Genomic DNA, 24,462 nt, shown 5'->3' on the forward strand with positions numbered 1-24,462 from the left:
GCTGAAGGACGCTTGAGCCTCAGTCCTGCAACAGTGCCAGCCGATCGACGATGGTCGCCAACAGCCCGTCAGGCCAGGGAAACAACGACGCCGCCGTCTGCAGCTGCGCGAAACCATGCAACCCAACCCAAAGAGCGGCCGCATCCACCCTCGCATCCTTACTGGCCGACCGGCCGGCAGCTGCGCAATCGGCAACGGCTTCGGCCAGTACGCCGAAAGCCCCCATCCCCAGCCCGTCGACCTCCGCAGCCAACCCCGGCACCCGCTCGATCGACCCCGGCGCGTCCCAAGCAGCCCCGAACAAGATCCGGTACCGCCCCGGCAACCGCACAGCAAAATCCAAGTACGCCGCGCAGACCGCCCGTAACCGCTCAACCGGATCGCCCGGCCGTGCAGCCGAAGCCCCCGAGCCGGCTGCCGCGTCATCGTCCGAGCCGGCGGAAGCCTCCCGCAGCAACCGTTCCAGCTCCGCGAACCCGTCCTGCGCGACCGCCAGCAGAATCGACTCCCGATCCGCGAAGTGCGAGTAGATCGACGGCGCCGTGATCCCCGCCTCCCGGGCCACCGCGCGCAACGTCACGCTCTGCTCCGTACCACCGTCCAGCAGCCGCGTCGCCGCGCTGACGATCTCCTCCCGCAGCTGAGCCCCCTCGCCGCGCTTGTTCCGCTCGCGCCCCTTCGAAGTCATGTCGATCACTTTACACTCGTTTACTCAACCCGTAAGGTTACGGCTGTAAGGTTACGCAAGTTAACCCAGGGAGCAGCCATGACCACCGCCCGTACGCCGAAGTCCGTCCTGATCTCCGCCGCCGCCGTCCCAGTCCTGGTGATCGGCCAGTTCTCGATGCTCGCCATCGTCCCCGTCGCGCTCGTGCTCGCCGGCGCGCTGCGTAATACAGCCCTGCGATCGCTCCGCCCCTGGGCAGCTCTGCTCGCCGTCGTCTACGCGATTCCCCTGGTCCTGTGGGCGATCGGACCCGATCGCGCACCCAGCCTGTCGAAGGACATGGCCCCCGTTTTCGTCCCACTGATCTCCGCCGCCGCCGTCGCGGTGGTCGTTGCCCTCGTCGCCCGAAGCCGGCGGTCACCGGCCGTGGTCAAGGGCTGAGCTGATTTCGGGTATGCTTAGAGGCGTCGGTGCGCGAGTCGCGTCACCAGAGCATTTCCCAGGCGCTCCGACCCGTCGGTTTCAGCATCCCGCTGATGGACCACCGGCGACATGGGTGCAATCCGCGATAGCACCCGCAGGTCGATGCCTATCTCCTGCCCAGCACGGTTCAGTCCGGCCAAATGATTTTGGCCGGCGCTCGCGTGCGGGTCCGATCCGGCATCAGTCCGTGACGTTGAGAGAGAGATTGCGTGTCCCAGCACGACCAGGACCAGTTCGTACCCGCCGATGGCGCCAAGAAGCCGAGGCACAAGAAGTTCCAGACCCAGTCGTACGGCGAGCGGATGGCCGCTGAGCTGGACGCACCCACCACCCCCGGCACCGAGCGCAGCTCGGCCCGGGTCGAGAAGGTCGCCCCCGCTCCCGAGCGTCGCGGCGGCCCCTCGCAGTACTCCGACCGCGGCAGCCGCGGCGAGCGTCGTGACGCCCCGGTGAAGGGCTACCGCGCCGCCGAGCGCACCCCGAACCGGAGCACCGACAGCCGTTCTTCCTACCCGAAGAGCACCCAGCCGACCTCGTCGTACCCGAAGAGCAGCTACCAGGGCTCTTCCGACAAGCCGGCCTTCCGCAGTGGCGACCGGGACAGCCGTGGTTTCGACCGCGACCGTCCGGCGCGCACCGACGACCGTCCGGCCCGCACGTTCAACCGGGACGACCGTCCGGCGCGCAGCAACGACGAGCGTCCCGCGCGGAGCTTCAACCGTGACGACCGCCCGGCGCGCACGTTCGACCGTGGTGAGCGGGACAACCGTGGTTTCGACCGCGAGCGTCCGGCCCGCAGCTACGACCGCAAGGACCGGGCCTACGACCGGCCGGAGCGCAAGTTCGACCCGATGGAGGACCTCGGCGAGGTTGCCGAGGGCAATGGCTTCGCGGCCCTCGGCCTGGCGCCGCGGCTCGTCCAGCGGCTGGCCAAGGACGGCATCGACCAGCCGTTCCCGATCCAGGAAGCGACCATCCCGGACGCGATGGCCGGCAAGGACGTGCTCGGCCGCGGTCAGACCGGCTCCGGCAAGACCCTCGGGTTCGGCCTGCCGACGCTGATGCGTTTGGCGGGCGGCCACACCGAGTCGCGCCGTCCGCGCGGCATGGTGCTGGTGCCGACCCGCGAGCTCGCCATGCAGGTGCACGACGCGCTCGAGCCGCTCGCCCACGTGATGGGTGTGACGATCAAGCTGATCGCCGGCGGTCTGCCCTACCCGAAGCAGATCGAGTCGCTGCGGCGCGGCGTCGACCTGCTGATCGCCACCCCCGGCCGGCTGATCGACCTGTGTGAGCAGGGCGCTGCCGACCTCGGTGCGGTGGAGGTCGCGGTCCTCGACGAGGCCGACCACATGTGCGACATGGGCTTCATGCCGGCCGTCACCACGCTGCTCGACATGACCCCGAAGTCCGGCCAGCGGCTGCTGTTCTCGGCCACCCTGGACAACGACGTCGACACGATCGTGAAGACCTACCTGAAGGACCCGGTCACGCACTCGACCGAGTCCGGCCAGGCCACGGTCTCCACGATGGAGCACCACCTGCTCGTCATCGAGCCGGGTCACAAGCAGTCGCTGACGGCCGAGCTGGCCAGCCGTGACGGCCGCACCATCGTCTTCGTCCGCACCAAGCTGGGCGCCGACCGCGTCGCCACCCAGCTGCGCGACCGTGGCGTGATGGCCGCGGCGCTGCACGGTGGCCTGACCCAGGGCGCGCGTAACCGCACCCTGGACCAGTTCAAGGACGGTTCGGTACCGGTGCTGGTGGCAACGGATGTCGCCGCCCGCGGTATCCACGTCGACGACGTCGGCCTGGTCGTCCAGGCTGACCCGCCGGCCGAGCACAAGGACTACCTGCACCGTGCCGGTCGTACGGCGCGCGCCGGTGGCAAGGGCGCGGTCGTCACGCTGCTCCTGCCGCACCAGCGTCGGGGCATGATGCGGATGGCCGAGTCGGCCGGCGTCTCGGCCGAGCCGGTCCGCGCCCGTCCGGGTGACGGCCTGATGACCGAGCTGACGGGTGGCACCAAGCCGTCGGGCTACCCGGTCAAGCTGCCCGCCCCGAAGCCGACCCGCGGAAGCGGTGGCTTCAACAAGGGTGGCAAGCGCTTCGGTGGTGGCGGTGGCGGTTACCAGGGTCGCGGCGGCAGCGGTGGCGGAAGCCGTCGTCCGGAGCGCTCCGGCAGCGGTCGCTCTTTCCAGCGCTGAGCTAGAACCGACAAAACCCCGGTGGCCGAAAGGTCGCCGGGGTTTTTGGTTGCCTAGTCCGCCTTTTCCGTTGCCTGCAGCTCCATTGCCAGCCGGGTCAGGATGATCTCCAGCTCGTCGGAGTCGAGCGGGACCAGCTCCAGGATGAGCTGTCCCTCCAGGCTCTGCGCGGTATTGACGTAGATCGCCGGTGTCCCGTGCTCGAGTTCGGCGGCCAGCGTTGTGGCATCGATTCCCCCGGATACGGTCAGAAGCACGCGCGACAAGGGCAAACCGGTGGGATCGGCCAGTACTTCCGCAGCCAACCCAGGCAGTTCATTGGCCGCGGTCACGAACGCGAGTACCTTGGCCGCTTGATCGGCCTCCCACTTGGCCCGATCCATCGCGTGCCACTCCTCCAGCGCCGCGAGCACCCCGACCGTCGCTTCCTTCGTCGGCTTCATCGCGCGCCCGATCCCTTTCTCCTGCGCGCGAACCGCCCGCACCAGCCGATGCGTGCCCACCACCAGACCAGCTGTCGGCGCAGCCAGATACTTCTGCGCACTGATCAGCACGGCGTCCGCCCCCGTCGCGAGCAGATCCGCAGTCCGCGGGAACTGCGCCGCGCCGTCGATGATCGCGGGTACGCCGCGACGATGCGCAGCGCGTACCGCGGCAGTCAGGTCGATCGGCTCACCGGTGACGAGCCGGGACGACACGAGAAGCAGACAGGCGATGTCTTCGCCGGCGAGCTCATCGTCCAGATCGTCAATGCTGCAACGGGTTTCGTCGCCTGCCACCGTGACGACGGCACCCGCCAAGCGCACAGCCTGCGTGATCGACTGGCCGTAGCTGACCACGTGCCCGGCCGGCAGTACGACGCGGTTGTGCATGTCGTTCGTATCGGGCAGCGCGGCGATCCGCTCCGGATCCGTCCCGGCCATCGCGGCCGCGACGCACAGGGTGATCGCGGCCGACGTGCAGTGGGTGACGGCTCCGGCCTGGGCACCGGTCGCGTGGGCGAGAGCTTCGCTGGCCCGGTCGGCGAGCTCGTCCATCACGAAGAACTCGGGAAGCGCCTCCGCGACGGCGGCGGCCACGCCGGCCGAGCTGCGGGAGACCCCGAGCGGTGTGAAAGTTCCCCTGGCGTTGATGACCTCGGTCAACCGATGCCGCTCATGTGTGCCCATGGTGCAGATCACCATAGTGGCTGTCAGCATCGATCTGCCATGGGTTCGTCACTAAAAGTTGCGACCGCGCCGGCGGAGTGCGGACGCTATGGTGTTGCGATGGGGGAGAACCGGTGGGGGAACACGGTACTGGTCTGTGCCGCACTGGGCCTTGTCGCGGCAGCCGGGGTGACGGCGGTGCGGATGTCCGGGGACGGCGACGACCAGCCGGGCCGGGTCCTGTCGACGGTCCGTACGCCGATGGCGCCGGCCGCGCCTTCCGGCGTACCGGAGACTGCTGAGCCGACCGGGCCGACTGCCTCGCCGCCGCCGAATCAGGACAACGCCATCGTCCTGCAGAACAAGCTGTACAAGATCGGCCGGATCCCGGCGTCGAGGTGCAAGGAGCCGACGGTCAGAGCGACGTCGCCGGCCAAGATCAAGCAGTACTACACCCAGTTCCTCGGCTGCCTCAACAAGGCTTGGGCGCCGGCGATCCGCGAGGCGGGTTTCAACTTCTGGGCGCCCAAACTCGTCGTCTACTCAGGCCGCTCGGCCAACACCTTCTGCGATCTGACCAGCACCGCCGTCTACTGCGACGGCACGATCTACATGAGCGCCGACTACGACCTGAAGAACCAGACGACGTACGACCCGCTGTGGACCCGGACGACGATGGCCTTCCTGATCGCCCATGAGTACGGGCATCACGTGCAGGCGATGACCGGCATCCTGCAGGCGTCGCACAACCGCGAAACGATCCTCAGCAGCACCTCGATGCAGCTGCTCGAGAGTCGCCGGCGCGAACTGCAGGCGTCCTGCCTGAGCGGCGTCTACCTGGGTGCCGACAAGCAGTACTTCCCCGCCCGCGGTTCCTGGCTGCTGAAGTGGAAATGGACCGTCCGCAACCGCGGCGACGAGTGGAACCCGAAGCGCACGCACGGCAACAAGACCAACCACAGCCGCTGGTCCCGGGCCGGCTTCGACGCTGCCGACCCGGCCGCCTGCAACACCTTCACGGCCAAGCCGGCGGCCGTCTCCTAAACGGCCAGCTTCAGCAGCTGATCGGCAAACGCCTCGAGAGTCTGTACTGCGGACGCCGTGTCCCGGTCCGCGAGCCAGCCGAGCGTCACGCCATCCGTGATGGCCAGCGTCATCCGGGCGAGCTGCTCGGCAGGCACCTTCCACTCGCAGCCGGTTGCCGCCGAGATGTCGGCGAGGATCGCCTCGATCCCGGCCAGCTGGCTCGCGCGTTGCTCCTTCGCCAACGGCTCGGTCTCCGCGTTGCGCAATGCCCAGGTCGTCAGCTCATAGGTCAGCAGCTGTGCCTGCGGCGTCGCCTCGACCAACTGCCAGAAGCCGAAGAACGCGTTCCGCACGCTGCTCGCCACGTCTCCGCCCGGCACGATCGCAGCGCGCGCAGCGACCACCTGGGCCTCCGCGATCACCCGGATCACCTCGTGCAGCAGCTCCTCCTTCGAGCGGAAGCAGTAGTGCACGATGCCGACCGAGATGCCGAGCTCCTGCGCGATCCGGCGGGTTGTGGTCGCGGCCAGACCCTCGCGCGTAGCAACCTTGATCGCCGCCTGCACGAGGTCGGCGCGTCGCTCTTGCGCTGCTACCCGGGCCATCGTTCTCCTCTCGACCGCACTCACGGTACGTGGAGTAGGTCAAGTGTCCAAGACTCTTGACCTGATGCTACTGGTGAGTCATTCTCAGTTTTTGACGACCATCCCAGGGAGGACCAGTGACGCGCCCCCGCCCCACTCCGCTCACCCGTGTTGCTCGTATGACGACCGCCGCGCTCGCCGTCAGCGCAGTACTCGCCGCAGGCCTGACCAGTACCAGTCAGGCGAAACCAGCCGCCGCGGCCGCCGCCGCACCGGTCGACTACTGCGCCGGCCAGTGTGCCGACATCGTCCCGCCGGGACAGAACGGCAACGCGACCTTCACGGATCTCCTTCTTTTCAAGGGGTTCGGGACCCGGCCGCCGCACTTCAGCGACACCGTCAAACCGTATGAGCGACTGGTCTGGAACTCCCAGGGCATCACCGACGACGGCCTCGACCCGTACTACGACGACTCCTCCTTCGGCGTGGCGCCTGGTGACGTCGCGTCCACCTTCACACCGCGCGCCGACGTGACGATCGTGCGCGACAAGTCCCGCGGCATTCCGCACATCACCGGCACCACTCGTGAGGGCACGATGTTCGGCGCCGGGTACGCCGGTGCGCAGGACCGGCTCTTCGTGATGGATGTCTTCCGCCACCTCGGCCGCGGCCAGCTGACCCCGTTCGCGGGTGGAGCGGCGGCGAACCGGGCGTTCGAGCAGGAGTTCTGGCGGACCGCGCCGTACAACGAGGCCGATCTGCAGAAGCAGTTCGACGACGCCGACGATCTGTACGGCGCCGACGGACTCAAGATGCAGAAGGACATCCAGGCCTGGGTCGACGGTGTCAACTACTACATCAACACGGTCGGGATCGCGTATCCGGGCGAGTACGTCGCGCTCGGACTGCCGACGCCGCAGCCGTGGAAGGTGACCGACGTGGTCGCCACGGCCGCCGTCGTGGCCGGCATCTTCGGGACCGGTGGTGGCGGCGAGATGGCGTCGGCGCTGGCGTTGCTGGAGGCACAAGCGAAGTACGGTGTTGCCCAGGGCACCAAGGTCTGGGAGTCCTTCCGGTCGCAGAACGACCCCGAGGCGAACACGACCGTGCACAACGGAACCACCTTCCCCTATGGGGTTGTCGGCGCGAACCCGGCCGGGCGCGCGATGCCCGATCGTGGGTCGGTGACACCGGAGCCGGAGGTCGTCGATCAGACCGGCTCGGCGGCGTCCAAGGCGTTGACGCCCAAGAGCAGCACCGGGGTGAAGCCGCCCAACAAGGCACAGGGCAAGCAAGCGTTGAAGGGCATCTTCGACGGTGGCGTGTTCCCCGAGGGCTTCGGCCCGAAGGGCATGTCGAACGCGCTGATGGTCTCCGGCCAGTACACCCAGAGCGGCAACCCGGTCGCCGTCTACGGCCCGCAGACCTCGTACTTCGCCCCGCAACTCCTGATGCGCCAGGAGCTGCAAGGGCCCGGCATCAGCTCGCGTGGCGTCGCCTTCGCCGGCATCAACTTCTACACGCTGATCGGCCGCGGCGCTGACTACTCGTGGAGTGCCACGTCGGCCGGCCAGGACATCACTGACACGTACGCCGTACCGCTGTGCGAGCTCGATGGTTCGACTCCGAGCAAGACCTCGACGGCGTACCTGTTCCGGGGTCAGTGCACGCCGATCGAGAAGCTCGAACGGCACAACGCGTGGTACTCGAGTCTGGGCTCGTCGGAGCCGGCCGGGTCGTACACGCTGGTCGCGCAGCGGACGAAGTACGGGATCGTCACGCATCGGGGGACTGTGGCGGGCAAGCCGGTCCTGTTCACCAGCAACCGGTCGACGTACGGGAACGAGGCGGGGTCGGCGCTCGGGTTCATGTTGCTCAACGACCCGGACCAGATCCACTCGTCGGCGGACTTCAAGAAGGCGGCCGCGAACATCGGCTACACCTTCAACTGGTTCTACACGGACAAGACCGACATCGCGTACTTCAACTCCGGCGACAACCCGGTCCGCGCGGCCGGTGCCGACCCGAACCTGCCGACCTGGAGCTCGTACGAGTGGCAGGGCTGGAATCCGGACACCAACCGGGCGACGTACACGCAGGCTGCTCAGCATCCGCAGGTGGTCAACCAGGACTACCTGACGAGCTGGAACAACAAGCAGGCACCCGGCTTCTCGGCCTCCGACGGGAACTTCGGCTACAACTCCGTGTACCGGAGTCAGCCGCTCGATGACCGGATCAAGGCCGTGATCGGGTCCGGGCAGAAGTTCACCCGGGGCAAGTTGGTCGAGGCGATGGAGGACGCGGCGACGGTCGACCTGCGGGGCGATCAGGTGCTGCCGTATCTGCTCAGGGTGCTGAAGAGCGCGCCGATCACGGATCCGGCGGTGGCCGACGCAGTGGCGAAGCTGGAGGCTTGGAAGGCCGCCGGTGCGCATCGGAAGACGCCCAACGAAGCGTCGAAGACGTATGACCATGCGGAGGCGATCCGGATCCTAGATGCCTGGTGGCCGATTCTGGTGCCGGCGGAGTTCCAGGGGCTCGGGCCGGACCTCTACAACGCGCTCGTGCACACCCAGAAGATCGACGAGCGGCCGAGTGCGCAGGGTTCCGCCTTCCAGAACGGGTGGTGGGGTTTCGTTCAGCGGGATCTGCGCAAGGTGCTCGGCGACCAGGTGAAGACGGCTCAGCCGGTGACGTTCTGCGGCGGTGGCTCGCTGGCTGCCTGCCGGTCGGTGCTGTCGGATTCCTTGCTGGCGGCAACGAAGGTGCCGGCGGCCACGACGTACCCGGCGACGGGGGACTGTGCCGCAGGGGATCAGTTCTGTGCGGATCAGATCGTGCATCAGCCGATGGGTGGCATCACGCAGGACCGGATGGCGTGGGTCAACCGGCCGACCTATCAGCAGGTGATCGAGTTCCCCGCGCGGCGTGGAGATGACGTCAGCAACCAGGCGGTGGGGAAGACCGCTACTGCCAGCAGCTTCGAGCGTGGGATCTACTACTCGCCGCCGGCCAATGCCGTCGACGGTGCGCTGGGGACTCGGTGGGCGAGCGACTGGTCGGATCCGCAATGGTTGAAGGTGGATCTCGGGACCGACCAGCCGGTCGGCCGGGTCGTGCTGCAGTGGGAAGCGGCGTACGGGTCGGCGTACAAGATCGAGGTTTCTCGCGACAACGTGAACTGGCAGCAGGTCTATGCGACTGCTTCCGGTAACGGTGGCGAGGACGTGGCGCGGTTCAGTCCGGTGACGGCGCGGTACGTGCGGATGACGGGGACTCGCCGGGCGACGTCGTACGGGTACTCGCTTTATGAGCTGCAGGTTTTCAGGCAATGATGACGGCATGACTCAATACATTCCCCCGCCGCACGTGGCTCCGCAGGGTTCGCCGTATCCCGTGCTCGTCTCGACCATGAACGATCTGCCCGGCTACCGGGCGGACATGGTGTTCGGCGAGGTGTTCGGGCTGACCGTGCGGAGTCGCGACTTCGGGTCGAACTTCACCGCCAGCTTCCGGTCGCTGGGTGGCGGTGAGGTTCCGGAGTACACCCAGATGCTGGCCGAGTCGCGGCACGTCGCGGTGATGCGGATGTGCCAGATGGCGCATCAGATGGGCGCCAACGCGATCCTGGCGATGCGGTTCGACTGCAACGAGATCGCCCAGACGATGAGCGAGGTGGCGGCCTACGGGACGGCCGTCATCGTCCGGCCGGTGGACTACAACAGGGATGGTGCCAATGACAGCTGAGCCGCTTGCCTTCGGCCCCGACTTCTTGTGGGGCGTGTCGACTTCGGCGTACCAGATCGAGGGGGCGGTGACCGAGGGCGGTCGCGGGCGCTCGACCTGGGACACCTTCTGCGCCGAGCCGGGGCGGATCAAGGACGGTGATACCGGGGAGGTGGCGTGCGACCACTACCACCGGTATGCCGAGGACGTCGCGCTGATGAAGGAGCTGGGGGTCGATGTCTATCGGTTCTCGTTCTCCTGGCCGCGGGTGCAGCCGACGGGCAAGGGGCTGGCGAACGGGCACGGGCTGGACTTCTACGACCGGCTGATCGACTCGTTGCTCGAAGCCGGGATCAAGCCTGCTCCGACCTTGTTTCATTGGGATACGCCGCAGGAGCTGGAGGATGCGGGCGGCTGGCTGAACCGGGACATCACGTATCGGTTCGCCGACTACGCGAAGATCCTGGCCGAGCGGTTCTCGGACCGGGTGCCGTTGTGGATGACGATCAACGAGCCGATGGTGCTGACGCTGATCGGGTACGCCGTGGGCGGGCATGCGCCGGGTAAGCAGCTCGGGTTCGAGGCGTTGCCGGTGGCGCATCATCAGTTGCTGGCGCATGGGCGCGCAGTACAGGCGCTGCGGGCCGGTGGTGCGTCGAACATCGGGATCGCGTCGAACCACTCGCCGACCTGGCCGGCCAGCTCGAGTGCTGAGGATGTCGAGGCGGCGGGGCTGTACGACAACCTGATCAACTGGATGTTCGTCGACCCGATCCTGCTGGGGGAGTACCCGAACGGGATCGGCGACGGGATGCCGGGGCCGGTGGCCGAGGATCTGGAGATCATCTCGACGCCGATCGACTGGTTCGGCCTGAACCACTACGCGCCGGCCCGGGTCGGCGCCCCGACCGGAAACCCGGACACCGCCGCCACCGACGGCATCCCGATCCCCGCGGGCCTGCCGTTCGAGCCGCGCACCATCGAAGGCGTCGAAAAGACAGACTTCGGCTGGCCGATCGTCCCCGACGCCTTCGGCGAGATCCTCCGCACTCTTCGGGACCGGTACGGCGACCGCCTCCCGCCCATCTACATCACCGAGAACGGCTGCGCCATCAACGACGGGGTGGTCGGCGGAGTCGTCGACGACCAACGCCGAATCGCCTACCTGGACAGCTACCTGAGGTCGTTGAAGTCGGCGATCGACGACGGCGTAGACGTCCGCGGCTACTTCCAGTGGTCCCTCCTCGACAACTTCGAATGGGCCGCCGGCTACTCCCAACGCTTCGGCCTCATCCACGTCGACTACAAAACTCTGGAACGCACCCCCAAAGCCTCGTACAACTGGTACCGCGACCTGATCGCCAAGCACCGCCCATGACCCACCAGCCACCAGCCGCCGGCGAGGCGGTTGCCGCACTTGCCGAGCCACTGGCTCGTGTTCGGGGACGATGGACGGCCGCCGTCGTTCTCGCCAATGTCGGCGTCTTTGCAGCGTTCCTCGGGCCTATCCAGGTGTTGTTGGCCAAGCAGTCCGATGTGATTGCTGGGAGCAACAAGGAGTTCGTCTTCGGGTTGGTGACCGGGGTAGGCGCAGCTGTTTCGGTGGTTGCCAATCCGTTGGCCGGCGCGTTCTCGGATCGAACTGGTTCGAGGTTCGGCAGGCGGGTGCCGTGGGTGCTGGGTGGGGCATTGGGTGGCGCGGCGGGGCTGCTCGTCTTGGCGGGCGCCAGTGCGGTTGCGGTGATGCTGGTTGGTTGGTGTCTGGTACAGGCGTCTTGTAATGCGTTGCTGGCGGCGATTACTGCCGCCGTGCCGGATCGGGTGCCGAAGGTTCAGCGCGGGGTTGTCGGTGGGTGGGTTGCGCTGGCTCAGACGGTGGGTGCGTTGGTCGGCGTGGCTTTGGCGACGATCGTCGGCGGTATCGGCGTCGGGTATGTCGCCTGCGCGGTGTTCCTCCTGCTCTCGGTGGTGCCGTACCTCGCAGGTAGCGGTGATCAGCGGTTGCCGGTGAAGGAGCGGCTGGTCTGGCGGGAGTTTGCGAAGAGCTTCTGGGTCAGCCCCCGGAAGTACCCGGACTTCGGCTGGGCCTGGCTGACCCGCTTCCTGCTCAACCTCGGCAACGGACTTGGCACGCTCTACCTCCTGTACTACCTCCAGGACGCCGTCCATTACGCCGACCCCGACACCGGCGTACTGGTCCTCACCGCCGTCTACAGCCTCTGCGTCGTCCTCACCGCCGTCTGGTTCGGCAGTTGGTCGGACCGGATCGGCCGCCGGAAGATCTTCGTCACCTGGTCCGGGATCGTGATGGCGGCCGGCGGCATGGTGCTCGCGATCTGGCCGACCTGGGCCGCAGCGCTCATCGGCGCCATCATCATCGGCGTCGGATTCGGCGTCTACCTGTCCGTCGACTTCGCCCTGCTCACCGAAGTACTGCCGAACGCCCGCGACCGCGCCAAGGACCTCGGCGTCATCAACATCGCCAACAGCCTGCCCCAGGTGGTCGCCCCGGCCATCGCCGCCCCGATCGTCAAACTCCTGGGCGGCTACCCGGTCCTCTACACGCTGGCCTCGGTCGTGACGCTCGCGGGCGCGGTACTGGTGAAGAAGGTTCGCGCGGTCGCCTAGTCTGCTGGTCATGCCGCTGTATTCCTTTGAGGGCGTCAGCCCGACCGTGCACCCCGAAGCCTGGATCGCGCCGACCGCCACCCTGGTCGGCAACGTGATCGTCGAGAAGGACGCGTCGATCTGGTACGGCGTGGTGATCCGCGCCGACCTCGGGCAGATCATCATCCGCGAGGGCGCCAACATCCAGGACAACTCGGTGCTGCACAACAACACCGGGATCTGCGAGATCGGCAAGAACGTGACGATCGGCCACCAGTGCCTGGTCCACGACTGCACGATCGGCGAGCAGGCCCTGATCGGCAACGGCGCGATCGTTCTCGACGGGGCCGTCGTCGGCGCCCGCACGCTGGTCGCCGCCGGCGCGACCGTCACCCCGGGCATGGTCATCCCCGGCGAGTCCGTCGCGCTCGGCAGCCCGGCGAAGAAGATCATTCCGCTCGAGGGCACCGCCAAGCTCTTCGTCGACCACAACGCGACGATCTACCACGACCTGGCCAAACGGCACGCCGCGTCGGTCAAGCAGGTCGGCTAGCCCCGATAGAGCTCGGCGATCAGCGCGACCGCGTCCTGGGTCGCCGGGTGCGGGTCGTGCCGCGGCCAGATCACCCGTACGGCGACGGGCGGCGCGTCCTTCAGCGGCCGGAAGACGACTCCTGCCCGCCCGTACTGCGTGGCGGTGCTTTCCGGGGTGATGCCCACGACGCCGCCGGCCGCGATCCGCGCGAGCCAGTCGTCCACGTCGGCGGTGTCCTCCAACTCCGGTTGGTCGCCGAGTGGCCAGAGGTCGGCTGTCGTAGTACCGGTTCTGCGGTCGGACATGACTGTGCGGGTGCGGACCTCGTCGAGCTTGATCGAGCGGCGCCGGGCCCACGGATCGTCGGCGGCCATCACGATGACGCGGCGCTCCAGCCCGACCTCGGTGACGGCGAAATGCTTCTCGTCGGGTGGAGTGCGGACGACCGCGAGGTCGCAGACGCCTTCCGCCAGGCCGCCGCTCGGGGTGTTGGTGCGGACCAGCAGGAGGGCGACGTCGGGGTGGAGCTCGGCCCAGCATCGCTGGAAGGTCGCGGTGTGGCGGCCGAGTGCCGACCAGGCATGGCCGACGCGGAGGCGGGCGTGACCTGAGGTCGCCTCGCGGACTAGTTCGTCCATCTCCGCCAGCAGTCTTCGGGCCCTTGGTACGAGCTGCGCGCCGGTCGGGGTGAGCGCGATCGTGCGGCTGGTGCGGTGGAGCAGCCGCACCTTCAGGCTCTGTTCGAGCGCCGCCAACGTCCTCGAGACCGCCGCTTGCGAGACGCCGAGATCCAGTGCCGCGTCGGTGAAGCTTCCCGCGTCGACGATCGCGACCAGTACGCGCAACTGCCGCAACTCCACATCCATACGCTGATCGTATAGATCACCAGTTCATGCATTTTGCGTATTGCTATCGCAGGCACATCCTGCCGGTATGACCGTGGAAGCTCCGCCAGCAGCCACCCTGCCCGCCGCCGCTGCGCGTCCATGGATGGGCGGGATCGCGATGATGCTGGGCAGCGCCCTGTCCAACCAGGTGGGCGCGGCCACCGGCTCACTCGCCTTCCCCGCGCTGGGACCGGCCGGCGTGGTCGCGGTGCGCCAATGGGTGGCGGCGGTCCTGCTGGTCGGCATCACCCGCCCCCGCTTCCGCGCCTTCACTCGCCGCGAGTGGCTGCCCGCACTGGCCCTCGCCGCCGTCTACGCGGTCATGAATCTCACCCTGTACACGGCGATCGACCGAATCGGCCTCGGCCTAGCGGTCACCTTGGAGTTCCTCGGTCCGTTGGCGGTCGCGCTGACCGCGTCCCGCCGCAAGGTCGATCTCGGCTGCGCGCTGATCGCCGGTGTCGCAGTAGCTGTACTCATGCGACCCCAGCCGACCACCGACTACTTGGGCATAGCCTGCGGCCTGGTCGCCGCGGCCTGCTGGGCGGCGTACATCCTCCTCAACCGCACGCTCGGCACTCGGCTGCCCTCAGCACAGGGCGCCGCGGCCGCCTCCACCGTCTCCGCCCTGGTGTACCTCCCCATCGGCGTCTGGATCTTCCTCCACCACCAGCCGTCACTCCGGTACGTCGCCTACGCAGTCGCAGCCGGAGTCCTCTCCTCAGCCGTCCCGTTCCTGGTCGACCTGCTCGCCCTCCGCCGGATCCCCACCGCCTTCTACGGCCTCTTCATGAGCACCAACCCGCTGCTCGCCGTACTCGTCGGCTGGATCGTTCTCCACCAGACCCTCGGCCTGGTCGAGTGGCTGGCGGTCGCCGCGATCATCACCGCCAACGCCGTCGCGATTTCGGCTCAGGGCGGGGATAAGGGTGGCGTAAGGGAAATCCTTGATGCCCGCAATAGGCGTGATCGGGTTGAATCTGAGGAGTAGTGACGTCGCTACGTGAGCGGGCCGGGGATCGACCTCCGGGGGCGGAAGGTTCGAGCTCCGGTCCGCATTAGCGCAATCGATATCCGACGCCGGGAACGGTCTCGATCAGACCGGGCGGGCCGAGTTTTCGGCGCAGTGTCATCATCGTGACGCGGACGGCATTCGTGAACGGATCGGCATTCTCGTCCCAGGCCTTCTCGAGCAGCTCCTCGGCGCTGACCACGACCCCCGCGGCCCGCATCAGCACGTCCAGGACGGCGAACTCCTTCGGCGACAACTGGAGGAAGCGGCCCTCCCTGCTGGCCTGGTGCCTGGGCAGGTCGAGCACGATGCCCTGCCATCGTCGTACCGGCGGAAGCGCGCGTACCGACCGGCGGCCGAGAGCCTGGATCCTGGCGACGAGCTCGATCGTCGCGAACGGCCAGCTCAGCACGTCATCCGCGCCGATCGCGAGCCCTTCGACCCGGTCGGACGGCTCGGTCGAACGGGTCAGCAGGAGCAGTCGCGGCCCTTCGCCGGACGCGACCACCTTGCGGACCAACTCGTCGGCGGGAACGGACGGCAGCTCGGCGTCGAGGACTACAACGTCGTAGTCGTGCAGCCCGATGCGTTCGAGCGCGCCGCCGCCGTCGTGACAGACGTCGACCGCCATCGACAATCGGCGGAGTTCACGAGCGGTGGCGGCCACGAAACCCTGGTCCACCCCTGCAATCAGTACGCGCACCGATAATGCTCCCCCAGTTCCATAGCCCCGAGTATCACCGAATTCCGGCGGCCCCGGGCGGCGTCTCAGCGCGCCACCTGGTGGTATACAAAATCACAGTGACGCAGAACACAGAAATCATTGACCCATTAATCAAAGAATGAAAGAAATCATCAGACCTCATGCACAGTGGTTTGTTCTAATTGCCGCAGCGCGGCCAGCACGGTGAGCACCGCCGGCCGCGGCGGCGCACCCCGGCGTACGACGGCGGTGATCGCCCGCGTCACCGGTACGACGAGACGCCGGGTGGCGACCCGATACCGCGGATCCACGGCCAGGCTCGGCAGCATCGCGACGGACAGCCCGGCCTCGACATGCCTGAGCAAGGTCGAGTAGTTGCTGAATCGGCCGACGACCCTCGGCTCGAACCCGGCCTGGCGGCAGAGGCGGGTCGTGAGGTTGGCCATGTACGACTGGGGGCGGTCGAAGGCCCAGGGCTCGTCGGCGTACGCGGAGAGGTCGGCCGGACCGCGGCCTGCTGTCGGGTGATCCGGCGGGAGTACGAGCACGATCAGGTCGGTGGTCAGGGGGAGGAGATCGAGGTCCGGGCCGAGTGGCGTCTCGACGAAGTCCGTCGTGGTGACGATCAGGTCGACATCGCCGCTTCTGAGCGCGGCCAGGCTCTCGTGGGGCTCGAGTTCGAGCACCTGGATCTCTAGGTGTGGGTAGCTTTTGGCCAGTCGGCTGACGGCGGGCATGGCGAGGGTGTGGATCGCGCTCTGGAAGGCGCCGAGGCGGACCAGGCCTGCCGGTTCGGTGCCGAAGCTGCGCAGTTCGGCCTCGACGGCGTCCATGTGATCGAGGATCGCCTGCGCCCGGCGGGCCAGGATCAGGCCGGCCGGGGTGAGGCGGACGCGGCGGCCGGTCCGCTCCAGGAGCTTGGTGTGGGTCTCGGTCTCGAGCAGTGCGAGTTGCTGGGAGACGCTCGACGGGCTCAGGTCGAGAGCCGTGGCGACGGCGCGGATCGTGCCGTGGGTCTCCAGCCGGTTGAGCAGCCGGAGCCGCCAGGGGTTGAGCGTCATACCGGCCATTGTTGTGCGGTTTTTGTGAACAGCAAGTGCGGGAACGTGTGCTGGACGCGATGGTTTCCGGGCTCTTAGCGTCGTGGGTATGGATCATCTTGTGCGCTACCTGGGGCCCGGCGCGTTCAGCCCGGATCTGATCGACCATGCGGCCGGCAGCTTCCTGTTCACCGAGGACGGGCGCCGGATCCTCGACTTCACCTCCGGGCAGATGAGCGCGATTCTCGGGCATTCGCACCCGGACATCGTCGACACCGTCCGGCGGCAGATCGGGACGCTCGACCATCTGTTCAGCGGGATGCTGAGCCGGCCGGTGGTCGAGCTGGCGCGGCGGCTGGCGGAGTCGCTGCCCGAGCCGCTGTCGAAGGTACTGCTGCTCAGCACCGGCGCGGAGTCGAACGAGGCCGCGATCCGGATGGCCAAGCTGGTCACCGGCAAGCATGAGATCGTCTCGTTCGCGCGGTCGTGGCACGGGATGACGCAGGCGGCGGCCAATGCGACGTACAGCGCTGGGCGTAAGGGGTACGGGCCTTCGTCGCCTGGCAACTTCGCCATCCCGGCGCCTAATACTTATCGGCCGGACTTCTTGGCTGCTGATGGGTCGCTCGACTGGCAACGCCAGCTGGACTTCGGCTTCGAGCTGATTGACGCGCAGTCCGTCGGCAGTCTCGCCGCCTGCATCGTCGAGCCGATCCTGAGCTCCGGGGGTGTTCTCGATCTACCTGTCGGGTATCTCGCCGCGTTGCAGCAGAAGTGTCGGGAACGAGGCATGCTGCTGATCCTCGACGAGGCGCAGACCGGGCTCTGCCGGACGGGGGACTGGTACGCCTTCGAGCGCGACGGCGTAGTACCGGACATCCTCACTCTGTCCAAGACCCTCGGCGCAGGCCTGCCGATCGCCGCCGTCATCACCAGCCCCGAGATCGAGGCGGCCGCCCACGACCGCGGCTACCTCTTCTTCACCACCCATGTCTCCGACCCGCTGGTCGCCGCCGTCGGCAACACCGTCCTGGATGTCCTCACCCGAGACCACTTGGACGAACAAGCCGCCAAGCTCGGTACTTTCCTCCGGTCGGGCCTGTTGGAACTGGCTGACCGCCACCCAGCCATCGCCGACATCCGCGGACGCGGCCTCTTGCTAGGCGTGGAACTAGGCGGCGCCGATGCCGACCAGCTAGGCGCCGCCGTCACCCGCCGCTGCCTCGAACTGGGCCTCCACATGAACATCGTCCAACTCCCCGGCATGGGCGGCGTCTTCCGCATCGCCCCACCCCTCACCGCCGCCGAAGAAGAACTCTCCCTGGGCCTGGAAATCCTGGACGCCGCCCTGTCGTCCTGAAGCCGCTGTGTTGACGTTGTCATCTGAACTGCTAAGCTGCTTAGATGACAACGTCAACTGAATCATCTCTGCGGTACCTGCTCGACCGCGCCGAAATCGCCGACGTCCAACTCCGCTACGCCACCGGCACCGACTCCCGCGACTGGGACCTCTTCCGCTCCTGCTTCACCGACGAGGTAGAAGTCGACTTCAGCGAAGGCTTCGGCCAACCGGTGGTCCGCCTCTCCGCCGACGACTGGGTCAAGGCCACCGCCCCTCGCATGGAGTCCTTCCAAGCCACCCAGCACATGATCACCAATGTGGTCATCACCTTCGAAGACGACGACCACGCCACGGTCGTCGCGTACGTCCGAGCCCGCCATCACCTCCCCAACCCCACCGGCAGCCCCGACCAAACCGTCTACGGCCACTACACCAACAAGTTCGTCCGCACGGCTTCCGGCTGGCGAATCTCCACCCTCAAGCTCACCGCCACCTGGATGACCGGCAACTTCGGCATCTTCCAATCCGCCCTAACCCCCTAGCCCGCCTTCCATCCCACGCACGCTCCGGCTCTGCCCGACCGCGCCGAGGGACTGTCTTGTCGACCCCGACGTCGTTGAGCGAGACGCCACAGTGGACAGCTGACGGGACATCGACCGCCAGGTTGGCGGACGAAAGCCGAAGTCGGTCGAGGTGTGGCGTGGTCTGGCCGCTGAGATGGTGGTCGAACTCCTGCCGGGCCTCGCCGTTGCTCGTGTACAGGCCTCCGTGCTGTGGGTGCTCAAGGCTCAGAACTCGTAGGCGCCGACGTCGTACGGGATGGTGCGGGGGTTGCCGGAGGCGTCGGTGGTGGGGGCGTCGGTGGGGGTGCCGGCGTCGATGGCGGGGCTGCCGGGTTTTAGGTGGACGTCCAGGGCGGGGTAGTTGGCGAAGTAGGTGGTGTACGCCGTACCGACCTCGATGTTGTTGCTGTGTTGGGTGTTGGTGGCCGCGCCGGTGTTGAAGTGGTGGGCGAGGTTGTTGCGGACCACGTTGTGGTCGGACGGGGTGCCGTCCTTCTGGTTGGTCAGGCGGATCTCGCTGTCGGTGCCCAAAGGGTTGGGAATGACTGTGTTGTTGACGATTCGGCTGTTGTCCATGCCGTACAGCCCCATCGCGAGACCGACCTCGACCAGTACTACGTTGTTCTCGATGGTCCAGTTGTCGTACGGGCCGTCGAACGCGCTGATGCCCTGGATCGTGTACTTCCCGTCGTGCTGGAACGGGATGTTCGGATACCGCGTGCCCTGGCGGCTGATGAAGACGTTGCCGCGGATGACGACGTTGGTCACCGGCGTGAAGCTGCCGTCGCCGCGATAGCTCTGGAACATGTCGCGGTGTGGGGGATCGGCCTCCATGCCGGCCGGTACGACCGCATAGCTGTTGACCGCGGTGTTGCTCTCGATCAGGCAACCGCTGACCTTGCAGCGGTACGCGTCCTCCCAGAAGTTCTGGACATCATTGCCGCGGACAACGGCTCCGGTCGCGCCTGCGCCGGCGGTGGATGTCCGCTCGAGCATGATGCCGTTGCGCACATTGCGGACATGATTGCCGATCAGCTGGTTGTTGCTATCAGCAACCAATACGCCGGTACCGCTCCGCTGCACCCACTGATCGTTGGACCAGGTCTGCGCCGAGGAGTCGCTCGCGGCGCGGATCGAGGAGTTCTGGACGACGTTGTCGGTGGCGCCGCTGTCGACCTGGACCAGATTGCCGGTCGTGAAGGAGCCGTCGGCCTCCTGGGGCGACACCAGTACTCCGTCGACGGTCCAATGGTTCGCGCCGCTCTGGAAACGCAAGGTCTTCATGGTCGGGGTCTGCCCGGGCGCGGCCTTGATGGTGCGCACGCCCGAGGAGACGCCACCGCGGATCACGGGGCTGCCGTGGTTGCCGTTGCGGAGGTAGATGATGTCGCCGGCAGCGAAGGTCTTACCGGAAGCGAAGACCTCCTCGAGCGTCCGCCACGGGCTGGCGGAGGTACCGGTGTTGCTGGATGAGCCGACGGCCGGGTCCACGTAGTACGTCGTACCGGTCGTGGCTGCTGCGGCGTGCGGGGCCGGCGCTCCGAGGAGGAGCAAAAGGGGCAGGGCGAGGCGACTGAACATCGACAATCTCCTTCAGCGTGGGGCGGTTCACTGAGGACTTGTCGGATGAGTGTGTGCCCAGTCATCCTCTAGGTCAAGAGATTCATACTAATGAATTTTCACGGCCAGCACGTCCGTCAGTCGCCCTTCGGCTTCAGGGGGATTGCGAACTGTTCGGGGAAGGTCCAGTCGAAGTGGACGGCGGCCAGGCGGACGAGTGTGGCCACAGCGACACAGACGACCCCTGCGATCGGGATGGGGGTGCCGAGTTTGGCGAGCAGTGCCAGTGCTCCGGTACCTGCGCCCGCGGCTACGGCGTACAGGGTGCTCACGTGCAGGAAGGAGAACGGCTGGCCCAGCATGACGTCGCGCAGCATTCCGCCGCCGATCGCTCCGATCACGCCGACCACCAGGGCCCCGGCCACGCCTACGCCGAGGGACAGTGCCTTCGAGGCCCCGATCGCTCCGAACAGCCCCATCACGACGGCGTCGAGGACGGTGATCAGCCAGTCCGCTCGCGCGAACACGGGTTGCAGCACCATACCGAGGATCGCCGAGGCAGCCGCGACGATCAGGTACCAGTTGCTCCAGACAACGACCGGCGGCTGGTTGAGAACGAGGTCGCGGAGCAGACTCCCGCCGAGCGAGACGGCGAGTCCGATCGCGATGACACCGAGTACGTCGATGCGGCGAGACCTGGCGCCCGCGGCGAAGAGCGCTCCTTGGAGACCGCCGAGTCCGGCGGCCAGGAGCTCGATCCAGAGCGCCACCTGGAACGGCGTGATCGGCATGGTGTCCTTCCGGAGAACGGGACCGGCGCGCGCGATCCCGGCCTCGAAGACGGTTCAGTGGCTGGTGCGCGTAGCACCCTTGGCGGCAGCGTCGATGACGTCGGCGACGACGCCTGCCTGCGTGATGAAGCCGGCGTGACTGGCGGACACGTTGGTGATGGTGGCGCCGGCCCGCTTCGCCATGTGCTGCAGCATCGCCTGGTCGAACGCCTTGTCCTCCGTGGCGATGACGGCCCAGCTGGGCTTGTCCCGCCAGGCCGCGTTCTTCACCGGTGTGCCGAAGGCGGACATGTTGATCGGGACCTGCGTGTCACGGAGGAAGGCTGCGTCCGCGTCGCTGACGTCGTGGGCGAAACCGGCCTGGAACTTCTCGTGGTTGAGGAACCCGTACCCGTCGACGACGTCGATGACGAACTCCGGGGTCGCCGCGAATCCCTCGTACTGCTGGCTGGTGGTCTCGCCGGCGTCGGGCGCCAGTGCGGAGACGTAGACCAGACCCGCCACGGCCGCGTGCGCACCGGCTTCGGTGATGACCGTGCCGCCCCAGGAGTGGCCGACGAGGATCGTGGGGCCGTCCTGCCGATCCAGGACCCGGGTGGTCGCCTCGACGTCGTCCTCCAGCGAGGTCAGCGGGTTCTGCACGATCGTCACCCGGTAGCCGCGCGCTGTCAGGTTGTCGTACACGCCACGCCATCCCGAGCCGTCGGCGAACGCGCCGTGCACCAGTACGACGTTCTTGATCTCCTGGTCGGTGCTCATGAGCCGGTCCTCTCCTTCCCGCCCCGGGAGTGCCCGAGCGGATCGCTGGTCCGGAGACGGCGATCGCGTCTCCGATATGCAATATATTGGTGCGTATCGACCAGCGCAAGAGCCGCCGAGGATTCACGGCGTGACGGATTGTGCGTGCAATATGTTGCAATGCCGATTCCTTCGGGCGGTCCAGCCGTCGACCGAACCCTCCTGCGCGACGACGTCTACCGGCGCCTCCGCGACGCGATCGTCGACGGAACGTTCGCCCCCGGGGAGCAACTCAAGGACGGCGACCTCGCCGAATGGCTGGGTGTCAGCCGCACCCCGGTCCGCGAAGCGCTCCTACGCCTCGGCGAGAGCGGCCTGGTAGTCGCGCTACCCGGCCGGTCCACCACAGTCAGCACCATCGACGTCCAGGCCGTGAGCGACGCGCGAGACGTCGTCGCCACGATGCACGAACTGGCCGTACGAGGCGTAGCCGGTCACCTCAACCCTGAAGACATCCAGCGAATGCGAGACGCCAACGATCGCTTCGCCACGGCCGTCGCATCAGGCGACGCCGACGCCGCCCTCACCGCCGACGAGGACCTCCACAGAATCCCCGTCACAGCCCTGGGCAATCGAGCCCTGGAAGCAACCCTCGAACGCTTCGACCCCCTGATCCGCCGAGCCGAACGAACCCGCTTCAAAGCCGACGGCCAATCCTCGGTCGCCCGCCACAACGACCTGATCACCCTGATCGAATCCGGCGACGCCCCCGGCGCAGCCGCCCTGGCCTTCGACCTCTGGCACACCCTCACAACCGACGAAACCCCCAAATAGAAGAGGTCGGCATCGTTGATCTCAGCAACCCGTCACTCGTGTACCAGGCGGTCGTGCCGATGCCGGTCCCGTCGGCCTTCCTGACCGGATCGGTGCTCCTGACCACCAGAACAGCCGGCAAGGTCTACCAGATCGACGGCCTGGCAGTCCGCCGCACCGGCCCAGCCTAGGGGAGCCCGGCTTCGTACGCGGCGATCACGAGATGGACCCGGTCGCGGGCGCCCAGCTTCGCCAGGATGCGGGCCACGTGAGTCTTGGCGGTCAGCGGGCTGACGACCAGCTCGTCCGCGATCTCCTGGTTGCTTCGGCCAGCGGCGACCAGGCGAAGCACCTCGTGTTCGCGCGCCGTCAGGCTGGCCAGCCGTTCAGGCGCAGGGGCGTCCGGGCGACTCAGCGCGCGGGTGATGACCGCCCTGGTCGCGCCGGGCGACAGCAGCGCCTCCCCAGCCGCGACGGTGCGGATGGCGTCCAGCAGCGCGTCCGGACGGGTGTCCTTGGGCAGGAAACCACACGCCCCCGCGCGAAGGCCGCGCAGTACGTTGGTGTCGGTCTCGAACGTGGTCAGGATCAGCACCTTGCTGCTGCTCGATCGGTCGTCGGCAGTGATTTGCCGGGTCGCCTCGATGCCGTCGGTGCTCGGCATCCTGATGTCCATCAAGACGACGTCGGGGCGCAGGTCCCGGGTCAGTGTCACCGCCTCGTCTCCGGTGCCGGCCTCTCCGACGACCTCCATGTCGTCAGCGGAATTGACCAGCAGGGCGAACGCGCCGCGCACCAGGGTCTGGTCGTCGGCGAGCAGGACCCGGATCACGAGGGCACCCGCCAGATCTCCGGCAGCGGCAGGCTGGCCCGTACTTCGAATCCTCCGGACTCGCCCGGGCCGGCGGACAGTTCGCCGCCGACGGCCTGTGCTCGCCCTGTCATCCCGGCGATCCCGAAGCCGGCCGGTGTTACGGTCGAGCTCGCTCGCGCGGGCCCGTGATCGACGACCGCGATCCGCAGCCGGTGGCCGTTCTGGGCGAGTCGGACGGTCGCGTGCCTGGCCTTCGAGTGCCGGATGACATTGGTGAGCGACTCCTGGATGATCCGATAGGCCACGACGGACACCGTCGACGGTAACTCGCCCGGGAGCCCGTCAGCTTCCACGTCGACCCGGACATCGGCCGCCTCGGCCATCTCCACGAGACGATGCAGCTCGCCGAGGTGGGGCGCCGGCGCGGTTGGCTCGGCATCGCCACCATGCAGCAGGTCCAGAACGGCACGCAGCTCGCGGAGTGTGGCCCCGCTCGTGTCCGACAGGCTGTGCAGCGTGCTGGACAGCTCCTGCAGCGACGCATCCCCGCGCCCCGGCAGTTGGTCGATCAAGTGCGCGGCGACGGACGCCTGGACGTTCGCGACCGCGAGGCCGTGAGCCAGGACGTCGTGCAGCTCTGCAGCGATCAGGACCCGCTCCTCGGCGACCCGCCGCTCGACCTCGTCGGCACGTTCCTGCTCGGCCCGCGCGGTGACGGCGGCCTTCCAGTTTTCATGGAAGCGGACCGCCAGCCCGGCGAAGAAGGCCATGAACAGCCAGCCGACGCCGAGGAGAGCATCGTCAGGTGCCCCCGACGCCTCGTCGGCGAGGACCGGCACGGTCACCGCGGCCACCGCCAGCAGGACGGCGGTGGCCCGCCGCGGTGGCGCGCTGTGGCGCGCCGCCGTGAACGCCGCCACCAGTGAGGCCGGCATCGTGGCCTCGTGGGGATAGTCGAGGATGTGGTACGGCGTCGACACGACGAGGACCGCGAGGACTACGAGGATCGGCTGGCGCCGGCGGGCCAGCAACGGCGCCGACATCGCGCCCAGGAGGGCGATCGCCCACAGATCCACGCTTCGCTCGCCGTCGAAATCGACCGCGTGGATCGTCACCGCGACGACGACGCCGAGCACGAACGCCGCCGCCGTCAGCAGCCGATCGGCTACTGACGGACGGAGCGCCGTCATCGTTCACCCAGTGTCATCGACAGGGT

Annotated in this window: 23 protein-coding genes; 12 read left to right on the forward strand and 11 right to left on the reverse strand. The window is 67.6% G+C overall.

Annotated features, from left to right (window positions below; translation table 11 throughout):
* Positions 1-19: 19 nt before the first annotated feature.
* Positions 20-688 carry a TetR/AcrR family transcriptional regulator gene (locus ABD768_RS28835; RefSeq protein WP_344845806.1) on the reverse strand — a complete coding sequence of 223 codons (669 nt, stop codon included), beginning with the start codon at positions 686-688 and terminating at the stop codon, positions 20-22.
* Between the two features lie 78 nt (positions 689-766).
* On the opposite strand from ABD768_RS28835, the gene ABD768_RS28840 reads away from it, so the two are divergent.
* Positions 767-1,108 (forward strand): hypothetical protein, encoded by a 342-nt coding sequence (locus tag ABD768_RS28840; RefSeq protein ID WP_344845808.1) that lies wholly within the window; start codon positions 767-769, stop codon positions 1,106-1,108.
* 251 nt (positions 1,109-1,359) lie between these two features.
* Entirely contained in the window at positions 1,360-3,357 is a 1,998-nt protein-coding gene (locus ABD768_RS28845) for a DEAD/DEAH box helicase (protein ID WP_344845810.1), read from the forward strand.
* A gap of 53 nt (positions 3,358-3,410) precedes the next feature.
* On the opposite strand, the gene ABD768_RS28850 is transcribed toward ABD768_RS28845, so the two are convergent.
* A complete protein-coding gene (locus ABD768_RS28850) occupies positions 3,411-4,436 on the reverse strand; it encodes an aminotransferase class V-fold PLP-dependent enzyme (protein WP_344845813.1) in 1,026 nt (341 codons plus the stop codon).
* Positions 4,437-4,625: 189 nt separating this feature from the next.
* Between ABD768_RS28850 and ABD768_RS28855 the strand changes: the two genes are divergently transcribed.
* Positions 4,626-5,549 (forward strand): neutral zinc metallopeptidase, encoded by a 924-nt coding sequence (locus tag ABD768_RS28855; RefSeq protein ID WP_344845815.1) that lies wholly within the window; start codon positions 4,626-4,628, stop codon positions 5,547-5,549.
* Here ABD768_RS28855 and ABD768_RS28860 read toward each other — a convergent pair.
* The gene (locus ABD768_RS28860) at positions 5,546-6,136 is read right to left on the reverse strand and encodes a TetR/AcrR family transcriptional regulator (RefSeq protein WP_343969578.1); all 591 of its coding nucleotides are present in this window, start codon (positions 6,134-6,136) and stop codon (positions 5,546-5,548) included. The genes ABD768_RS28855 and ABD768_RS28860 overlap by 4 nt on opposite strands.
* Positions 6,137-6,294: 158 nt before the next feature.
* On the opposite strand from ABD768_RS28860, the gene ABD768_RS28865 reads away from it, so the two are divergent.
* The 5 genes from ABD768_RS28865 to ABD768_RS28885 are packed head-to-tail and all read left to right on the forward strand — an operon-like array spanning position 6,295 to position 13,001.
* A complete protein-coding gene (locus ABD768_RS28865) occupies positions 6,295-9,450 on the forward strand; it encodes a penicillin acylase family protein (protein WP_344845819.1) in 3,156 nt (1,051 codons plus the stop codon).
* 7 nt (positions 9,451-9,457) lie between these two features.
* Positions 9,458-9,862: a YbjQ family protein gene (locus tag ABD768_RS28870; protein ID WP_343969572.1), complete on the forward strand. Its 405-nt coding sequence runs from the start codon at positions 9,458-9,460 to the stop codon at positions 9,860-9,862.
* Positions 9,852-11,219, forward strand: a complete 1,368-nt coding sequence (locus tag ABD768_RS28875) for a GH1 family beta-glucosidase (protein WP_344845822.1) — start codon at positions 9,852-9,854, stop codon at positions 11,217-11,219. The genes ABD768_RS28870 and ABD768_RS28875 overlap by 11 nt, the downstream gene beginning before the upstream one ends.
* Positions 11,216-12,469 carry an MFS transporter gene (locus ABD768_RS28880; RefSeq protein ID WP_344845824.1) on the forward strand — a complete coding sequence of 418 codons (1,254 nt, stop codon included), beginning with the start codon at positions 11,216-11,218 and terminating at the stop codon, positions 12,467-12,469. The genes ABD768_RS28875 and ABD768_RS28880 overlap by 4 nt, the downstream gene beginning before the upstream one ends.
* Before the next feature lie 10 nt (positions 12,470-12,479).
* The gene (locus tag ABD768_RS28885; RefSeq protein WP_343969563.1) at positions 12,480-13,001 is read left to right on the forward strand and encodes a gamma carbonic anhydrase family protein; all 522 of its coding nucleotides are present in this window, start codon (positions 12,480-12,482) and stop codon (positions 12,999-13,001) included.
* Here ABD768_RS28885 and ABD768_RS28890 read toward each other — a convergent pair.
* On the reverse strand, positions 12,998-13,849 hold the full coding sequence (locus ABD768_RS28890) for a LysR family transcriptional regulator (RefSeq protein ID WP_344845827.1): 852 nt from the start codon (positions 13,847-13,849) through the stop codon (positions 12,998-13,000). The two genes, ABD768_RS28885 and ABD768_RS28890, sit on opposite strands and share 4 nt — an antisense overlap.
* Before the next feature lie 67 nt (positions 13,850-13,916).
* On the opposite strand from ABD768_RS28890, the gene ABD768_RS28895 reads away from it, so the two are divergent.
* On the forward strand, positions 13,917-14,861 hold the full coding sequence (locus ABD768_RS28895; protein ID WP_344845830.1) for an EamA family transporter: 945 nt from the start codon (positions 13,917-13,919) through the stop codon (positions 14,859-14,861).
* A gap of 67 nt (positions 14,862-14,928) precedes the next feature.
* Here the strand turns inward: ABD768_RS28895 and ABD768_RS28900 are convergent, their stop codons facing one another.
* Positions 14,929-15,585 (reverse strand): response regulator transcription factor, encoded by a 657-nt coding sequence (locus ABD768_RS28900; RefSeq protein WP_343969555.1) that lies wholly within the window; start codon positions 15,583-15,585, stop codon positions 14,929-14,931.
* 152 nt (positions 15,586-15,737) lie between these two features.
* Entirely contained in the window at positions 15,738-16,646 is a 909-nt protein-coding gene (locus ABD768_RS28905; protein WP_343969552.1) for a LysR family transcriptional regulator, read from the reverse strand.
* Positions 16,647-16,734: 88 nt separating this feature from the next.
* Between ABD768_RS28905 and ABD768_RS28910 the strand changes: the two genes are divergently transcribed.
* Positions 16,735-17,985 carry an aspartate aminotransferase family protein gene (locus tag ABD768_RS28910; protein ID WP_344845833.1) on the forward strand — a complete coding sequence of 417 codons (1,251 nt, stop codon included), beginning with the start codon at positions 16,735-16,737 and terminating at the stop codon, positions 17,983-17,985.
* A 44-nt stretch (positions 17,986-18,029) separates the two neighbouring features.
* A complete protein-coding gene (locus tag ABD768_RS28915) occupies positions 18,030-18,509 on the forward strand; it encodes a nuclear transport factor 2 family protein (RefSeq protein ID WP_344845834.1) in 480 nt (159 codons plus the stop codon).
* A gap of 246 nt (positions 18,510-18,755) precedes the next feature.
* Here the strand turns inward: ABD768_RS28915 and ABD768_RS28920 are convergent, their stop codons facing one another.
* From ABD768_RS28920 to ABD768_RS28930, 3 genes are all read right to left on the reverse strand, one after another.
* Entirely contained in the window at positions 18,756-20,111 is a 1,356-nt protein-coding gene (locus ABD768_RS28920) for a choice-of-anchor Q domain-containing protein (RefSeq protein WP_344845835.1), read from the reverse strand.
* Positions 20,112-20,227: 116 nt separating this feature from the next.
* Positions 20,228-20,881 carry a trimeric intracellular cation channel family protein gene (locus ABD768_RS28925; RefSeq protein WP_344845836.1) on the reverse strand — a complete coding sequence of 218 codons (654 nt, stop codon included), beginning with the start codon at positions 20,879-20,881 and terminating at the stop codon, positions 20,228-20,230.
* 54 nt (positions 20,882-20,935) lie between these two features.
* The gene (locus tag ABD768_RS28930) at positions 20,936-21,640 is read right to left on the reverse strand and encodes an alpha/beta hydrolase (RefSeq protein WP_344845838.1); all 705 of its coding nucleotides are present in this window, start codon (positions 21,638-21,640) and stop codon (positions 20,936-20,938) included.
* 159 nt (positions 21,641-21,799) lie between these two features.
* Between ABD768_RS28930 and ABD768_RS28935 the strand changes: the two genes are divergently transcribed.
* The gene (locus ABD768_RS28935; protein WP_344845840.1) at positions 21,800-22,453 is read left to right on the forward strand and encodes a GntR family transcriptional regulator; all 654 of its coding nucleotides are present in this window, start codon (positions 21,800-21,802) and stop codon (positions 22,451-22,453) included.
* A 166-nt stretch (positions 22,454-22,619) separates the two neighbouring features.
* Here the strand turns inward: ABD768_RS28935 and ABD768_RS28940 are convergent, their stop codons facing one another.
* Both ABD768_RS28940 and ABD768_RS28945 read right to left on the reverse strand, forming a co-directional pair.
* On the reverse strand, positions 22,620-23,264 hold the full coding sequence (locus ABD768_RS28940) for a response regulator (protein WP_344845841.1): 645 nt from the start codon (positions 23,262-23,264) through the stop codon (positions 22,620-22,622).
* On the reverse strand, positions 23,261-24,436 hold the full coding sequence (locus tag ABD768_RS28945; protein WP_344845842.1) for a sensor histidine kinase: 1,176 nt from the start codon (positions 24,434-24,436) through the stop codon (positions 23,261-23,263). Before ABD768_RS28945 ends, ABD768_RS28940 begins: the two co-directional genes overlap by 4 nt.
* Between the last annotated feature and the right edge of the window lie 26 nt (positions 24,437-24,462).

Source organism: Kribbella ginsengisoli (assembly GCF_039537185.1).
GTDB lineage: Bacteria > Actinomycetota > Actinomycetes > Propionibacteriales > Kribbellaceae > Kribbella > Kribbella koreensis.

What these genes read in the sequence shown, in the direction of transcription:
- ABD768_RS28835 (WP_344845806.1), bottom strand. Translation starts at nt 688, where the DNA reads ATGACTTCGAAGGGGCGCGAGCGGAACAAGCGCGGCGAGGGGGCTCAG.
- ABD768_RS28840 (WP_344845808.1), top strand. Translation starts at nt 767, where the DNA reads ATGACCACCGCCCGTACGCCGAAGTCCGTCCTGATCTCCGCCGCCGCC.
- ABD768_RS28855 (WP_344845815.1), top strand. Translation starts at nt 4,626, where the DNA reads ATGGGGGAGAACCGGTGGGGGAACACGGTACTGGTCTGTGCCGCACTG.
- ABD768_RS28860 (WP_343969578.1), bottom strand. Translation starts at nt 6,136, where the DNA reads ATGGCCCGGGTAGCAGCGCAAGAGCGACGCGCCGACCTCGTGCAGGCG.
- ABD768_RS28865 (WP_344845819.1), top strand. Translation starts at nt 6,295, where the DNA reads ATGACGACCGCCGCGCTCGCCGTCAGCGCAGTACTCGCCGCAGGCCTG.
- ABD768_RS28870 (WP_343969572.1), top strand. Translation starts at nt 9,458, where the DNA reads ATGACTCAATACATTCCCCCGCCGCACGTGGCTCCGCAGGGTTCGCCG.
- ABD768_RS28875 (WP_344845822.1), top strand. Translation starts at nt 9,852, where the DNA reads ATGACAGCTGAGCCGCTTGCCTTCGGCCCCGACTTCTTGTGGGGCGTG.
- ABD768_RS28880 (WP_344845824.1), top strand. Translation starts at nt 11,216, where the DNA reads ATGACCCACCAGCCACCAGCCGCCGGCGAGGCGGTTGCCGCACTTGCC.
- ABD768_RS28885 (WP_343969563.1), top strand. Translation starts at nt 12,480, where the DNA reads ATGCCGCTGTATTCCTTTGAGGGCGTCAGCCCGACCGTGCACCCCGAA.
- ABD768_RS28890 (WP_344845827.1), bottom strand. Translation starts at nt 13,849, where the DNA reads ATGGATGTGGAGTTGCGGCAGTTGCGCGTACTGGTCGCGATCGTCGAC.
- ABD768_RS28895 (WP_344845830.1), top strand. Translation starts at nt 13,917, where the DNA reads ATGACCGTGGAAGCTCCGCCAGCAGCCACCCTGCCCGCCGCCGCTGCG.
- ABD768_RS28905 (WP_343969552.1), bottom strand. Translation starts at nt 16,646, where the DNA reads ATGACGCTCAACCCCTGGCGGCTCCGGCTGCTCAACCGGCTGGAGACC.
- ABD768_RS28910 (WP_344845833.1), top strand. Translation starts at nt 16,735, where the DNA reads ATGGATCATCTTGTGCGCTACCTGGGGCCCGGCGCGTTCAGCCCGGAT.
- ABD768_RS28915 (WP_344845834.1), top strand. Translation starts at nt 18,030, where the DNA reads ATGACAACGTCAACTGAATCATCTCTGCGGTACCTGCTCGACCGCGCC.
- ABD768_RS28920 (WP_344845835.1), bottom strand. Translation starts at nt 20,111, where the DNA reads ATGTTCAGTCGCCTCGCCCTGCCCCTTTTGCTCCTCCTCGGAGCGCCG.
- ABD768_RS28925 (WP_344845836.1), bottom strand. Translation starts at nt 20,881, where the DNA reads ATGCCGATCACGCCGTTCCAGGTGGCGCTCTGGATCGAGCTCCTGGCC.
- ABD768_RS28930 (WP_344845838.1), bottom strand. Translation starts at nt 21,640, where the DNA reads ATGAGCACCGACCAGGAGATCAAGAACGTCGTACTGGTGCACGGCGCG.
- ABD768_RS28935 (WP_344845840.1), top strand. Translation starts at nt 21,800, where the DNA reads ATGCCGATTCCTTCGGGCGGTCCAGCCGTCGACCGAACCCTCCTGCGC.
- ABD768_RS28945 (WP_344845842.1), bottom strand. Translation starts at nt 24,436, where the DNA reads ATGACGGCGCTCCGTCCGTCAGTAGCCGATCGGCTGCTGACGGCGGCG.